Origin of the sequence: Pseudomonas sp. SMN11 (assembly GCF_052041945.1) — a bacterium.
Classification (GTDB): domain Bacteria; phylum Pseudomonadota; class Gammaproteobacteria; order Pseudomonadales; family Pseudomonadaceae; genus Aquipseudomonas.
In genome coordinates this window covers 325,011-337,763 of record NZ_JBKGGW010000002.1, presented here as the reverse complement: position 1 = coordinate 337,763, position 12,753 = coordinate 325,011, and the positions used below count along the sequence as shown (strand labels likewise).

Genomic DNA, 12,753 nt, shown 5'->3' with positions numbered 1-12,753 from the left:
CCCGATATCCATTCAGGATTTTTCAGTACCCGCCAGCACCTGCGCATAACGCTCGCGATCCACATTGGCTCCGCTCAGCACCACGGCCACGCGCTTGCCGGCCTGATGCTCGCGCTCCTGCAGCAACGCCGCCAGTGCCGCAGCACCGGCACCTTCAGCGGTGTTGTGGGTGGTTTCGTGATAGATGCGCATGGCCGCTGCCACTTCGCTGTCGGTGACCCGCACGATACGTGCAGCATGCTCGCGAACAAGGGCAAAGGCATCCGGGTGCGGCACCCGGCAAGCCATGCCATCGGCAAAGGTATCGGCGGTGGCCGTGGTGACGATGCGGCCCTGCTCGAAACTCTGCGCATAGGCATCGGCCGCACTGGACACCACGCCGACGATTTCGGTTTTCAGCCCCAGCAGGTTGCGCGCCTGGATCAACCCGCATATGCCCGAGCCCATGCCGATCGGCACGTACACGCAATCCAGGTCGGCCACGGCTTCGAACAGCTCCAGGGCGTAGGTGGCCACGCCGCGCACCAGCTCAGGGTGGAACGACGGCACCATGTCGTAGCCCAACTGGTCTGCCAGGCGGGCCGCCTCTTCGCGGGCCACGTCGAAGTCGACACCGTGCTCCACCAGCTCGGCGCCCAGTGCGCGCATGGCGGCGTTCTTCTCTTTCGAGTTGCCCTCGGGCACCACGATCACCAGCGGCACGCCGGCCTGGGTCGCGGCCAGCGCCATGCTCTGGCCGTGGTTGCCACGGGTGGCGGTAACCAGGCCCCGCGGTGGCTTGCCGGCAGCCAGCAGCGAGCGCACATACACCAACCCGCCGCGTACCTTGAAGGCGCCGGTGGGGGCGTGGTTTTCGTGCTTGACCCACAGCGTGCAACCCACCCGCTCGGCCAGCAGCGGCCAGGCGCGCTGAGGTGTCGGCGGAACGTGCTGGTGAACGAAATCGGCGGCTTCGCGCAGGGCAACAAGGTCGAACATGGCGATCATCCCTCTTCGGTAGGTGGTTGATCCGATCCTAAGCGCCGGGCATTGTATGGGTACAACCTTATATTGCATGGGTAGCAATTTCGTGTGGATCCCGCAGCTGGTCGACGATGACCAACCCCGATATCTCGCCTTGGTCGATGCGATTGCCCACGCCATCGAAAGCGGCACCCTCAAGGTGGGTGACCGCCTGCCCCCGCAACGCCGGCTGGCCTGGAAACTTGGCCTCAACCCCAGTACCACCCAGCAGGCCTACCGCGAAGCTGCCGCGCGCCACCTGGTGGCTGGCGAAGTGGGCCGCGGCACTTACGTGCTGGCGGGCAGCAAGGAAGCGACCTTGTTTCGCATCAAGCACCACGACGGGCAACGACCGCTGATCGACCTGTCGACCAACGTCCCGGTAGCCGATCCGCACAACCATGACTTGCAAGACAGCTTGCGCAGCCTGCTGAAAGGCCCCGATAGCAACTTGCTCGATCATTACCTGGGCCCCGAGCAGCTGCTGCTAGGGCGGATTCGCGGCGCCCAGTGGATGACAAACCGCGGCCTGGCCCTTTCAGCGGACGAGCTGTTGCTGTGTGGCGCAGCCCAGCAAGCGCTGACACTGGTGCTGCAATCGTTCTGCCAGGCTGGCGAGCCGGTCATGCTCGAGGCCCTGACCGCACCGGGCATCAAGGCGGCCTGTCGGCAACTGCGCCTGCCCGTGCATGGTGTGGCACTGGACGACCAAGGCCTGCGGCCCGATGATCTGGATCGAGTGGCGCGCGCCAGCGGTGCCCGCGTGCTGGTGACCACGCCGACCCTGCACAACCCCACGGGCGCCTGCATGACGGATACTCGCCGCGCGGCCATTGCCGAGGTAGTCAAACGCCTGGGGCTGTTGCTGATCGAGGATGATGTGTATGGCGCACTCAGTGACCAAGCGCCGCTCTATCCACTACTGGGCGATCAAGGGATTTACATCAATAGCCTGTCCAAGACGGTGGCCGCTGGCCTGCGATTGGGATGGATAGCGGCCAGCCCGAAGCTGCTGGCGCAGGTTGACCCGCATGCCCAGGCCAGCCACTGGTCGGTGTCGCCATTGAGCCTGGATATCGCTTGCCAATGGATCGAAGACGGCACCGCTGCGCGGCGGCTAGCCTGGCAGAAAACGGAAATTACCGAACGATGGCGCCTGGCACGCAGACTGCTGGGTGATGGGCTGCACAATACCGGGCAACCTTCGCCCCACGCGTGGCTGGGCACGCCGCAGGGGGCCGAGGCGGTGGTCAGGCAATGTCGTGAGCAAGGTGTGGAAATCGTCCCGGCCAGTGTGTTTGCCATTGGCGCGATCGAGGTGCAGGCCGTGCGCATCAGCCTGTCGGCGGCAGGGAGCCGAGCTGAACTGAAACAAGGCCTGGAGGTGGTACAAAAGGTACTATCGGGCCGATGAACCAGGGACGAAAGCAGCTTCTTCGCTACGGCTCAACGCGAAGAGGCCGCTGACGCAGGACGATCAACCCTGCTGGCAACCTTCGCCCATTGCCCGGTACTGAATGGTATGCACCTGGCCATGATGGTCTTCATAGGTCATGGTCGCAGGCACCACTTCGCAGACATTGGGGATGGTCGACAGGTTGATCACCCGTTTGATGTCGAGGTTCATGGAATAGTCGTACTGCTGGGCCACAGGCTCGCTGGAGACCGGCTTGGCCTCATCGGCGAGGGCGAACGAGGACATACCGACCAGTGCAAGAATCAGTAATGGTTTCATGGGGTTTGGCCTTTAAAGCAATCCAGCTGATCGCGTGACTTCTGATGCCATCAATGGCGCGGAGAAGTTGTCATCGACTGTGAAGATGACACGAAGTACCGATCCCGCTTCGTCTACTGCCAGTGGGAATAGGTAAAATTCTACTCCTGACCGGGAATAGTTGAACCCTGAACTCGGACATTCACCCTTGCAGGATTTGCAACAATCTGCGACAAAGCCAAACGGCTCGATGGCCTGGAATCACCGGGCTAGAGCCATCCGTTCCAGGTATACCCCATGACTGCCCTGCACTGTGCCCTGCTCACGGGCCCCGAGCGTCGATTGCTCGAACACTTCTACAAACAGCAAGGTTCGCGCATGCGCGCAGCCAATGATGGTGAATCGTGGGTGGCGCGCGGCGACGGGATCGTTGCCGGCCTTTGCCTCAGTGCCGTCGCTGACGGGCACTGGCTCACCGGGCTGTTCGTCGCCCCATTGCAACGCAAACGTGGCGTGGCCGCGCAGTTGGTCGAGGCGGCACTGGCCGGGCACAGCGGCCCGACCTGGCTGTTCTGCCACCCCGACCTCATAACCTACTACCAGCGCCTCGGCTTCAGCATCACCGAGCGTCTGCCAGAAGCCCTGGCCTCGCGCCTGCAACGCTACCAGCGCAGCAAAAGCCTGCTGGCCATGGTGCGGGCTCAGTCGTCGCTTTCATCCAGCCCGGGGAACAGCACATCGGTGTAGCCGAACCTGGCAAAGTCCTGGATACGCGAGGGGTACAAGCGGCCGATCAGGTGGTCGCACTCGTGCTGCACCACCCGCGCATGAAAGCCATCGGCAAAGCGGTTGATCGGATTACCCTGCGGGTCGATGCCTTCGTAGCTGATGTGCTTGAAGCGCGGCACCACTCCACGCAGGCCGGGCACCGACAGGCAGCCCTCCCAACCGTCCTCGACTTCCGTGGTCAGTGGGGTGATTACCGGGTTGAGCAGGATCGTCTGCGGTACCGGCTCGGCATCCGGGTAGCGCTCGCTGCGCTCGAAGCCGAAGATCACCAGCTGCAGGTCGATGCCGATCTGCGGCGCGGCCAGCCCCACGCCACCCACGTGGTGCATGGTTTCGAACATGTCGTCGATCAACTGCTGCAGTTCGCTGCTGCCGATCAGATGTTCAGGCACCGGTGGCGCGATGCGCAGCAGGCGCTCGTCGCCCATCTTGAGAATGTCACGGATCATCGCGGGTTCGGCTCGGTCGGTTCAGGCTCGGCCGGGTGTTCATGGCCGAGCACGGTGATGGTTTCCTGAGGTTTGGCACCCTCGAAATCCTTCTCGCCCGGGTTCTTGCCCTCGCTCGACATGTGCTCGATCACCGCATTCATTTCCGCCCCCAGCAACAGCACGGCGGCAGAAATATAGAAGTACAGCAGTAGCACGATGATCGCACCGATGCTGCCATACATGGCGTTGTAGTCGGCAAAGGTCTTGACGTAGTAGGCAAAGCCCAGGGAGGCGATGATCCATACTACTACCGCCAGTACCGAACCGGGGGTAATGAAGCGAAACTTCTGCTTCACGTCCGGCATCACGTAATAGATCAAGGCCACCGCGACCATCATAAGGATGACTATTGCCGGCCAGCGCAGCACGGTCCAGATGGTGACGATCACTTCCTGCAGGCCGACTTGCGAAGCGATCCACTCCATCACCTGCGGACCCAGCACCATCAACGCAGCCGACGAGAGCAGCATGCCGGCGATGCCGATGGTGTAGATGATCGACAGCGGAATGCGCTTCCACACCGGACGGCCTTCGGGCACGTCGTAAGCAGCATTCATGGCGCTCATCATCAGGCGTACGCCAGCCGAGGCGGTCCACAGGGCGATGACGATACCCACGGACAACAGCCCGCCCTTGGACTGCTGCAACTGGTCGATCACCGGGTTTACCTGCTCCAGCGCCTGGGGCGGCAGCACCAGTTCGGATTGCAGGCGCAACCACGAAAAGAAGTCCGGCAGGTGCAGGAAGCCGATGAGGGCGATCAGGAACAGCAGGAACGGGAACAGCGAAAAAAGCATCTGGTAGGCCAGCGCGGACGCATAGGTCGACATCTCGTCGTCGAGGAACTCCTTGACGGTGCGTACCAGCACGCGGTGCAGGGGCAGACCGCGCAGGTCGGGGAAAATCATAGCGTCTCCTTTCGCCGCTTGATTCTTGAGTACAACGGGTAAGTCTAATAGACCACGCCGATGATGTACTGCTCCCGGACATGCCAGAAGAAAATGCCTGAACCTGCTCCTGCCCCGGGAAGAGGCAGAAACAGGCCGTTTCACATCAAGGCTTCTTCACCGCGTCCTTCACATCGCCCTTGATCTGCTGAGCTTCGCCCTTGAGTTCCTGGGCCTTGCCTTCTGCCCGCAGCTTGTCGTTATCGGTCACCTTGCCGACGCCCTGTTTAACGTTACCAATTGCTTCGTTGGCCAGGCCTTTCGCTTTATCTTTAGTGCCGCTCATGGCAAATCTCCTGCAAATGGAGACACGTGGACCGTGTCGACAGTCTGTGGACCAGGCACCGTTCGCAGGAGTTTCAATGAATTTGTCCGGTTCAAGCCAAACGGTGATTGTACGGGCGAATACCGCACCAATTCGGCCCCGCCGCGCTGCCCAAGGGGTGAGTGCTCATCTAGAATCGCCGGCAAACGGCAACCCGAAGCAGGTTGCCCTCGCACAAGAACAACAGTTTCCGGAACCCGCACCCATGCGTCTGATGCCCCTGTTCGCGGCCATGCTGCCGTTGTTGACCTTGCCTGCCCTTGCTGCCACACCGGCCAGCGAAACCCTGAAGGTCGAGCGTTATGCCGACGATGGCCAACCCGGCACACTGCGCTGGGCCATAGAAACCAGCAACCAGAACCCCGGCCACTACCGCATCGAGATCGCTGCGGTGGGTAAGCCGCCCTACGTGATTCGCCCGACCCACGCGCTGCCGGAAATCAAGGGCCCGGTACAAATCACCGGCCTGCCCTGGGCCCGTGACGGCCAGTACATCGCCATCGACGGCTCGGGCTACATCAAAGACCAGGGCGTGCGTACCTGCCCCGGCGCCCTGCCCGGCCAGTTCGGCACCAACGTGCGCACCACCACCCACCCGGGGCTGGTGCTGCGTGACACCCAGGGCGTGCACCTGAGTGGCCTGGAGGTGCGCAACTTCTGCATCGGCATCCTGATCAACCGCGCCAGCGGTAACGTCATCGAAGACAACCGCATCGTCGCCAACAAAGGCGGCGCCGGCATCATGCTCACGGGCGACGACGGTGCCGGCAACCCGACCGCCACCACCACGGTCAACAACAAGGTGCTGCGCAACCAGCTGATCGACAACGGCGATGGCCTGGAACTGACCCGTGGCGCGGCCTTCAACCTGGTGGCCGACAACCTGTTCCGCTCGACCCCGGCCAACCCCGAGCCGTCCCAGGGCATAGAGATCCTGCTGGGCAATGACAACAGCGTGGTGCGCAACCGCTTCGAGAACTATTCCGACGGCCTGCAGATCAACTGGGGCAAGCGCAACTACCTCGGCGCCAACACCTTCAGCGGCAACTCGATCGGCGTCAGCGTCACCGGCGAAGGCAACATCCTCGACGGCAACCTGATCCACGGCAACCGCATCGGCGTGGCCCTGCGCCCAGAGTCGGACGTTACCGCCACGCGCCTGAGCGGCAACCGCATCTGGGGCAACAGTCAGGACATCCGCCGCTGCGAGGCCGGTGGTTCGTGCGTGCCGAACCAGCGCACCGGCGCCATCGTGTTCGGCGTACCGGCCCAGGCCCATGCCTTGTATGTAGGCTCGCGTGGCGTCGGCGCGGATTTGCCGAAGAAGGACCAGGCGATCATCTGTGATGCCAAAGGCGAGCCCAAGCCATGCCAGCCACTGCCCAACCACAACCAGCAGCCGCCACGGCTGATCGCCCTGGACGGCAATGTGCTGCGGGGCGAGGTGCAGGGGCCGGTGTCGAGCCTGTTGCGCATCGAGGTGTTTGGCAATGCCCAGGCAGGTGGGACCGAGGCTGAGCAATACTTGGGGGATGTGCTGGTGAACAGTGATGACCAGGGGCAGGCGCGGTTTGCCCAAGTGCTGGAGAATATCGGCGGGCTGAAGAGCGTTACGGCGACGGTGACCACTGCGGATGGGGCTACTTCAGAGTTGAGCAGGCCGCTCAGTCGATAAGGCTGATGGCCTCTTCGCGGCGGTTCGACGCCTCGATGAACCCGCTCCCACAGGGATTGCGCACAGCCTGAGGCATGCGCTGTAACTGTGGGAGCGGGTTTACCCGTGAAAGGGCCGTCAAACCTTGCCGCGCTCTCTGCCACCCCTCACAATGCAGCCCTAATCAAGCGTCAACCCGCAGGAACCTGCATGAAACTCGACAAACCAGCCGCCATCGCCCGCCGCAACCAGGCCTTGGCCAACCCGGTGCTGACCAGCGCCAACACCTTGTTCGCCATCCTCGACCGCAAGCGCAACCTGTGGTGGTTCGAGGTGCCGGTGGCGCTGCTGCGCAAGGGCCAGCCCGACTGGGTCAACCTGTTGCTGCACACCCCGGAAAGCGACGAGCTGCAGCACCTGAAGGTGCCGGTCAACTTCCTCCGTGCTCACCAGGAGCAGATGGAAGTGCGCAACCCCGGCAAGCGCCGCTCGACCATCAGCCTGGCCCTGAGCGCCGACCGCGACTCGCTGCTGCGCGACACCCGCCCGGGTGGCGAGCAGCTGGACTTCCGGACCTTCGTGCAGGCCTGATCAGGCCTTTTCGATGCGATCGTCATGGATGACGATACGGCCCTGCTTGAACAACCCGCCAATGGCCTTCTTGAAGTTGCCCTTGCTGACGTTGAACATCTGGCTGATCACTTCCGGAGCGCTCTTGTCGCTCACCGCCAGCACCCCGCCTTCGGCCTCCAGGCGCGCCATGATGCGCGCCTGCAGGTCGTCGCCCAACGCCTGGCCGACCGGCTGCAGGCTCAGGGCGATCTTGCCGTCATGGCGCACTTCCTTGATGAAGCCATCCACATGCATGCCCGAACGCAGGAACTTGAACACCTCGTTCTTGTGGATCAGGCCCCAGTGGCGATTGTTGATGATGGCCTTGAAACCCATCGGCGTCTCACCGGCCACCAGCAACTGGACCGGCTGGCCAACCTGGTATTGAGCCGGAGTAACATCCAGGTAACGATCCAGGCGTGAAGTGGCGGTGATGCGGCGGGTGCGTTTGTCGAGGTAGGCATGCACCACGCAGTAATCGCCGATTTTCAGTTGCCGGGCTTCTTCGGAATACGGCATCAACAAGTCCTTGGGCAGTCCCCAATCCAGGAAGATACCGGCGCCGTTGATGTCCTTGACCTTGAGGCTGGCGAACTCGCCAACCTGCACCTTGGGCTTTTCCGTGGTAGCAATGAGCTTGTCATCGCTATCCAGATAAAGGAATACGTTCAGCCAGTCGTCGACCTCGGTTTCGGCGTTTTTCGGGATGTATCGCCCTGGCAGCAGGATCTCACCGTCGGAGCCGCCATCCAGGTACAGGCCGAATTCCACGTGTTTCACGATTTGCAAACTGTTGTAACGCCCAAGCAGAGCCATTTCCGATGTTCCTCAAGACAAGGCGGCTATTCTACACCTGAAGCCACCGCGCTGCCCGATCACTGATTCGGCGGAACCGCGCCGCCCTCCTCACGTCTACCGATCAGCCAGCCACAGCCAGGACCTGCACATGCCAGCACGCCTGTCCAAAGCCCTGCTCATCGCCATCGCCTGCGCCGTGGCAATGGCGGCCTGCAGCCGCATCGACCTGGCCTATCGCAACCTCGACCGCCTGGTGCCCTGGTCGCTGGGCGACTACATGGCGATGAACCGCGAACAGAAGGCATTGCTCGACGAACGGCTCAAGCAGCACCTGGCCTGGCACTGCAAGACCCAACTGCCCGGCTACCTCGACTGGCTCGACCGGGTGCGCGACATGGTCGCCGAGGACCAGGTGACCGACCAGGCCCTGCAGCAACGCACCGTCGAGGCGCGCCAGGCGATCGGCCGGGTGGCCGAAGAAATTACACCTTCGGCCACCGAGCTGCTGCGCGGCATGAGCGATCGACAAGTCACGGAAATGCGCGATGCCTTCCGCGACGATATCAGCGAGCGGCAAAAGGAATACGTCGACACCCCCGTGGCCAGACAGATTACACGCCGCACCGAGCGCATGGAAAAGCGCCTGACCAGCTGGTTCGGCGAGCTCAACCCTGTCCAGCGCCAGCGTGTGCAGGCCTGGTCGCAGGCGCTGGGTGACCAGAACCGCCAGTGGATCGCCAACCGCCAGCACTGGCAGCAACAGCTGATGCTGGCCATGAACCAGCGCAACGAGGCCAGCTTCGAGCCGCGCCTGGCGACCCTGCTGCAACGCAAGGAAAGCCTGTGGACGCCGGAGTACCGGGCGGCCTATCAGAATACCGAGCAGCAGGCGCGCAGTTTGATTGTGGACCTGGTGCACTTGAGCACACCGGCGCAGCGGCAGTTCCTGCAGGAGCGGCTGACCAAGGTGCGCACTGACTTCAGTGAGATGAAGTGTTTGAAAGGTTGAATGCTGACAGCAGGCCCGGCCCCTTTGCGGGCCCGCTCCTACAGGAATCGCTCAATGCCTGAGGCCTGCGCCGTACCTGTAGGAGCGGGCTTGTCCCGCGAAGAGGCCGGACCTGGAAAACCCGCGATCACCGCCCCTTGCGCCGATAGGGAAACACATCAATCACCTTGCCTTCGCGGATCGCCGCCTGCAGCCCCTTCCAGTAGTCCGCGTCATACAACTCGCCATGCAAGCGGCTGAACAACCGGCGCTGGCCGATATCGGCAAACAGGAACGGCGGGAACTCTTCGGGGAACACATCGTGCGGCCCGATCGAATACCACGGCTCGCCGGACATCTCATCCTCCGGATAGCGCGGCGGCGGGATGTGCCGGAAGTTCACCTCGGTCAGGAAGCTGATCTCGTCATAGTCGTAGAACACCACCCGCCCATGCCGGGTCACGCCGAAGTTCTTCAGCAGCATGTCACCCGGGAAGATGTTCGCCGCCGCCAGTTGCTTGATGGCCAGCCCGTAGTCCTCCAGCGCTTCGAGCACCTGCCCTTCGCTGGCGTGCTCCAGGTACAGGTTGAGCGGGGTCATGCGCCGCTCGGTCCAGCAGTGGCGGACCAGCACCGTGTCGCCTTCAAGCGCCACGGTCGAGGGCGCCACTTCCAGCAACTCGGCCAGGCATTCGGGTTCGAACTTGCCACGCGGGAAGCGGAAATCGGCGAATTCCTGGGTATCGGCCATGCGCCCCACCCGGTCGACACTTTTCACCAGCCGGTACTTGTCGATTACCGTGGCGCGGTCGACGGTCTTGGACGGCGAGAAGCGGTCCTTGATGATCTTGAACACGGTATTGAAGCCCGGTAGGGTGAACACGCTCATGACCATGCCGCGTACACCGGGGGCCATGACGAAACGGTCGTCACTGCTGGCCAGGTGGTTGATCAGGGCGCGATAGAACTCCGACTTGCCTTGTTTGTAGAAACCGATCGAGGTGTACAGCTCGGCAATGTGCTTTCCCGGCAGGATGCGTTTCAAGAAGTTGACGAACTCCGCCGGCACCGGCACGTCGGCCATGAAGTACGAGCGGGTGAACGAGAAGATGATCGACACCTCGGCCTCATCGGTAATCAGCGCATCGGCCTCGATGCCATGGCCTTCCCGGTGCAGCAGCGCGATTGCCAGCGGCCACTGCTCGTCAGCGTTGTACAGGCGGCCGACCAGGTAAGCGCCCTTGTTGCGGTACAGCACCGGCACGAAAAGCTCCACGGCCAGGCCCGGATCCTTGCACACCCAATCTGGCAGGCACTCCTTCAATTGGTCTTCAAGGCGCGCCACATCGCCTTCGAGATCACCATAGGCAAAGGCATAGTCAGCGAAAATAGCCCGCAACAGCCCCTTGAGGCTACCGCCGGGCGTGTAGGTGCGGGTCTGCGCAGCGCGCTCATGAGTGCGGATCGAAGGCCGGGTGGTGTGGATGAACATGCAGCCGTCGCTGATCTGGTCGTGGCTGAACAGGCTACAGAACAGCGAGTTGTACCAGGTCTCCGCCAGCTCGTCGTCCAGCCGTGGGTCGATCAGGCGGATGTAGGCGTTTTTCACCAGCGGCCACTGCTCCACATCCAGCAGCACCTCTTCGTCGAAACCGTCTCGCAGCCAGGCGTTTACCTCGCCGACTTTCTGTTCATACAGGTTGATCCGCACTGCCGACGCCCGCTGGATGTCCTGCCAGCGCGCCTGCTCGAAGCGCTCCCGGGCGCCGAGGGTGATACGGCGAAAGTGCTCACGGTAGTCATCGAAGCCGTCGAGGATCATCCGCGCAATCTCGCCGGCGGGCCAATGCTGGGTCATGCGCAACACCTCGGGGCTGGGTGAGCTATGAGCTTAGCCTGTGCTGGCCTCTTCGCGGGCACGCCCGCTCCCACAGGATCTCCACAATACTGAACGCTGTGATATCCCTGTGGGAGCGGGTCTACCCGCGAAGAGGCCGGTACAGGTTTACAGCGCAAGAAAGCACAAGAATCGCCCAGGCGAGTCACGTACACTCGCGCCCTGCCCTGTACCCGGAGACCGTTGTGAGCCCCATCGCCCTAGCCCGCCTGCTGACCCTTGCCGCTGTCTGGGGGGCGAGCTTCCTGTTCATGCGCATCATCGCCCCGGAGCTGGGTACCGTCCCTACCGCGTTCTTCCGCGTTTCCATCGCCTGCCTGGGCCTGATCGCCATCCTCGCCGCCACCCGGGTGCGCTGGAACTTCGACGGCAAACTTGGCGCCTGCCTGGTGCTGGGCATGATCAACTCGGGCATCCCGGCTACCTTCTACTCCGTGGCCGCGCAAGTGCTGCCCGCCGGCTATTCGGCAATTTTCAATGCCACCACACCGCTGATGGGCGTGCTGATCGGCGCGCTGTTCTTCCGCGAAGCCATGACCCTGCCCAAGCTCGGCGGCATCTTCCTCGGCCTGTTCGGTGTCGGCATCCTCAGCGGCGCGGGCCCGGTAGCGCTGGACATGGCCCTGGTACAAGGTGCCCTGGCCTGCCTTGCGGCCACCACCTGCTACGGCTTCGCCGGCTTCCTCGCACGGCGCTGGATCAGCGGCCTGGACAGCCGCCTGTCAGCCCTTGGCAGCATGCTTGGCGCCACCCTGATGCTGAGCCCACTATTCGCCTGGAGCGCGCTGACCCAGCCACCGGCAAGCTGGGGCGGCTGGCAGGTGTGGCTGTCGCTGCTGGGCCTGGGCCTGCTGTGCACCGCCTTCGCCTACATCCTGTACTTCCGCCTGCTGGCCGAAATCGGCCCGGTCAAGGCCAGCACCGTGACCTTCCTGATCCCGGTGTTCGGGGTATTGTGGGGAGCGTGGCTGCTCGACGAGCCCCTGTCGATGGCCCATGTGTATGGCGGTGTGCTGATTGCCTTGGCGCTGTGGCTGGTACTGCGCCCGGCGCGCACGTGAGGCGATTCGGACCATGAGCGACACATTCAAGAAGGTGCTGTTCCGCCTGGAACAAGACGCGAGCGGCTACCCGCCAGCCTCGGTGGAAGGCTTGTGGACACAGGTCGTCGCTGGCGGCTATCGGGTCGACAGCATCCCCTTCCATGTCTACGGTATTGCCCCCGGCGACATCATCAGCATTCGCCACGAGGGTGACCAGGCCTGGTTCGACGCCTTGCAGCAGAGCGCCGGGGCGTCGGTGTTCCGGGTCGTCGTCAGGCCACCGGAAACGTTGGAGCAGGTGCACGCGGCCCTGGCCGAGTTCGGCTGCACCTGCGAAGTGGAAAAAGCAGTCAGGATGCTGGCAGTCGAAGTGCCGGCCAAGCAATCGGCCGACACCCTGCTCTACTACCTGCTGACCCAGCGCGAAGCCGGCACCCTGGACTTCGAGGAAGGCGTATTGCGCCACGCCATCCCCGAAGAATTCCGCTAGGCC

At 63.0% G+C, this 12,753-nt stretch carries 14 protein-coding genes; 7 read left to right on the top strand and 7 right to left on the bottom strand.

All coding sequences use genetic code 11. The annotated features are described in order from the left end of the window. Positions 1-12: 12 nt before the first annotated feature. Positions 13-978, bottom strand: a complete 966-nt coding sequence (locus ACLEJU_RS03810; RefSeq protein ID WP_435423240.1) for a threonine dehydratase — start codon at positions 976-978, stop codon at positions 13-15. A 76-nt stretch (positions 979-1,054) separates the two neighbouring features. On the opposite strand from ACLEJU_RS03810, the gene ACLEJU_RS03805 reads away from it, so the two are divergent. Beyond that, on the top strand, positions 1,055-2,416 hold the full coding sequence (locus ACLEJU_RS03805) for a PLP-dependent aminotransferase family protein (RefSeq protein ID WP_435423241.1): 1,362 nt from the start codon (positions 1,055-1,057) through the stop codon (positions 2,414-2,416). 63 nt (positions 2,417-2,479) lie between these two features. On the opposite strand, the gene ACLEJU_RS03800 is transcribed toward ACLEJU_RS03805, so the two are convergent. Further along, complete coding sequence (locus ACLEJU_RS03800) at positions 2,480-2,737, bottom strand: DUF2790 domain-containing protein (RefSeq protein WP_054885703.1); 258 nt, start codon at positions 2,735-2,737, stop codon at positions 2,480-2,482. A 276-nt stretch (positions 2,738-3,013) separates the two neighbouring features. Here ACLEJU_RS03800 and ACLEJU_RS03795 point away from each other — a divergent pair, with 276 nt between their 5' ends. Beyond that, positions 3,014-3,463 carry a GNAT family N-acetyltransferase gene (locus ACLEJU_RS03795; RefSeq protein WP_435423242.1) on the top strand — a complete coding sequence of 150 codons (450 nt, stop codon included), beginning with the start codon at positions 3,014-3,016 and terminating at the stop codon, positions 3,461-3,463. On the opposite strand, the gene def is transcribed toward ACLEJU_RS03795, so the two are convergent. The 3 genes from def to ACLEJU_RS03780 all read right to left on the bottom strand — a co-directional run bounded on the left by def (position 3,418) and on the right by ACLEJU_RS03780 (position 5,229). Beyond that, positions 3,418-3,954 (bottom strand): peptide deformylase, encoded by a 537-nt coding sequence (gene def / locus ACLEJU_RS03790; RefSeq protein ID WP_435423243.1) that lies wholly within the window; start codon positions 3,952-3,954, stop codon positions 3,418-3,420. The genes ACLEJU_RS03795 and def overlap by 46 nt on opposite strands. Beyond that, positions 3,951-4,904: a YihY/virulence factor BrkB family protein gene (locus tag ACLEJU_RS03785; protein WP_435423244.1), complete on the bottom strand. Its 954-nt coding sequence runs from the start codon at positions 4,902-4,904 to the stop codon at positions 3,951-3,953. Before ACLEJU_RS03785 ends, def begins: the two co-directional genes overlap by 4 nt. A 145-nt stretch (positions 4,905-5,049) precedes the next feature. Continuing rightward, the gene (locus ACLEJU_RS03780; protein ID WP_043201700.1) at positions 5,050-5,229 is read right to left on the bottom strand and encodes a CsbD family protein; all 180 of its coding nucleotides are present in this window, start codon (positions 5,227-5,229) and stop codon (positions 5,050-5,052) included. A gap of 244 nt (positions 5,230-5,473) precedes the next feature. On the opposite strand from ACLEJU_RS03780, the gene ACLEJU_RS03775 reads away from it, so the two are divergent. Further along, a complete protein-coding gene (locus ACLEJU_RS03775) occupies positions 5,474-6,943 on the top strand; it encodes a right-handed parallel beta-helix repeat-containing protein (protein ID WP_435423245.1) in 1,470 nt (489 codons plus the stop codon). 189 nt (positions 6,944-7,132) lie between these two features. Beyond that, positions 7,133-7,513, top strand: a complete 381-nt coding sequence (locus tag ACLEJU_RS03770) for a hypothetical protein (RefSeq protein ID WP_060510375.1) — start codon at positions 7,133-7,135, stop codon at positions 7,511-7,513. On the opposite strand, the gene ACLEJU_RS03765 is transcribed toward ACLEJU_RS03770, so the two are convergent. Further along, the gene (locus ACLEJU_RS03765) at positions 7,514-8,350 is read right to left on the bottom strand and encodes a CvfB family protein (protein ID WP_435423246.1); all 837 of its coding nucleotides are present in this window, start codon (positions 8,348-8,350) and stop codon (positions 7,514-7,516) included. It lies immediately after the preceding gene. 130 nt (positions 8,351-8,480) lie between these two features. Here ACLEJU_RS03765 and ACLEJU_RS03760 point away from each other — a divergent pair, with 130 nt between their 5' ends. Beyond that, positions 8,481-9,341 (top strand): DUF6279 family lipoprotein, encoded by an 861-nt coding sequence (locus ACLEJU_RS03760; protein WP_435423247.1) that lies wholly within the window; start codon positions 8,481-8,483, stop codon positions 9,339-9,341. Positions 9,342-9,468: 127 nt separating this feature from the next. Here the strand turns inward: ACLEJU_RS03760 and aceK are convergent, their stop codons facing one another. Then, the gene (gene aceK, locus ACLEJU_RS03755) at positions 9,469-11,178 is read right to left on the bottom strand and encodes a bifunctional isocitrate dehydrogenase kinase/phosphatase (protein WP_435423248.1); all 1,710 of its coding nucleotides are present in this window, start codon (positions 11,176-11,178) and stop codon (positions 9,469-9,471) included. A gap of 224 nt (positions 11,179-11,402) precedes the next feature. Here aceK and ACLEJU_RS03750 point away from each other — a divergent pair, with 224 nt between their 5' ends. Further along, a complete protein-coding gene (locus tag ACLEJU_RS03750) occupies positions 11,403-12,278 on the top strand; it encodes a DMT family transporter (RefSeq protein WP_435423249.1) in 876 nt (291 codons plus the stop codon). A gap of 13 nt (positions 12,279-12,291) precedes the next feature. Then, positions 12,292-12,750, top strand: a complete 459-nt coding sequence (locus ACLEJU_RS03745; protein WP_435423250.1) for a DUF4265 domain-containing protein — start codon at positions 12,292-12,294, stop codon at positions 12,748-12,750. Positions 12,751-12,753: the final 3 nt, after the last annotated feature.

What these genes read in the sequence shown, in the direction of transcription:
- ACLEJU_RS03810 (WP_435423240.1), bottom strand. Translation starts at nt 978, where the DNA reads ATGTTCGACCTTGTTGCCCTGCGCGAAGCCGCCGATTTCGTTCACCAG.
- ACLEJU_RS03805 (WP_435423241.1), top strand. Translation starts at nt 1,055, where the DNA reads ATGGGTAGCAATTTCGTGTGGATCCCGCAGCTGGTCGACGATGACCAA.
- ACLEJU_RS03795 (WP_435423242.1), top strand. Translation starts at nt 3,014, where the DNA reads ATGACTGCCCTGCACTGTGCCCTGCTCACGGGCCCCGAGCGTCGATTG.
- def (WP_435423243.1), bottom strand. Translation starts at nt 3,954, where the DNA reads ATGATCCGTGACATTCTCAAGATGGGCGACGAGCGCCTGCTGCGCATC.
- ACLEJU_RS03745 (WP_435423250.1), top strand. Translation starts at nt 12,292, where the DNA reads ATGAGCGACACATTCAAGAAGGTGCTGTTCCGCCTGGAACAAGACGCG.
- ACLEJU_RS03800 (WP_054885703.1), bottom strand. Translation starts at nt 2,737, where the DNA reads ATGAAACCATTACTGATTCTTGCACTGGTCGGTATGTCCTCGTTCGCC.
- ACLEJU_RS03765 (WP_435423246.1), bottom strand. Translation starts at nt 8,350, where the DNA reads ATGGCTCTGCTTGGGCGTTACAACAGTTTGCAAATCGTGAAACACGTG.
- ACLEJU_RS03760 (WP_435423247.1), top strand. Translation starts at nt 8,481, where the DNA reads ATGCCAGCACGCCTGTCCAAAGCCCTGCTCATCGCCATCGCCTGCGCC.
- ACLEJU_RS03775 (WP_435423245.1), top strand. Translation starts at nt 5,474, where the DNA reads ATGCGTCTGATGCCCCTGTTCGCGGCCATGCTGCCGTTGTTGACCTTG.
- aceK (WP_435423248.1), bottom strand. Translation starts at nt 11,178, where the DNA reads ATGACCCAGCATTGGCCCGCCGGCGAGATTGCGCGGATGATCCTCGAC.
- ACLEJU_RS03785 (WP_435423244.1), bottom strand. Translation starts at nt 4,904, where the DNA reads ATGATTTTCCCCGACCTGCGCGGTCTGCCCCTGCACCGCGTGCTGGTA.
- ACLEJU_RS03780 (WP_043201700.1), bottom strand. Translation starts at nt 5,229, where the DNA reads ATGAGCGGCACTAAAGATAAAGCGAAAGGCCTGGCCAACGAAGCAATT.
- ACLEJU_RS03770 (WP_060510375.1), top strand. Translation starts at nt 7,133, where the DNA reads ATGAAACTCGACAAACCAGCCGCCATCGCCCGCCGCAACCAGGCCTTG.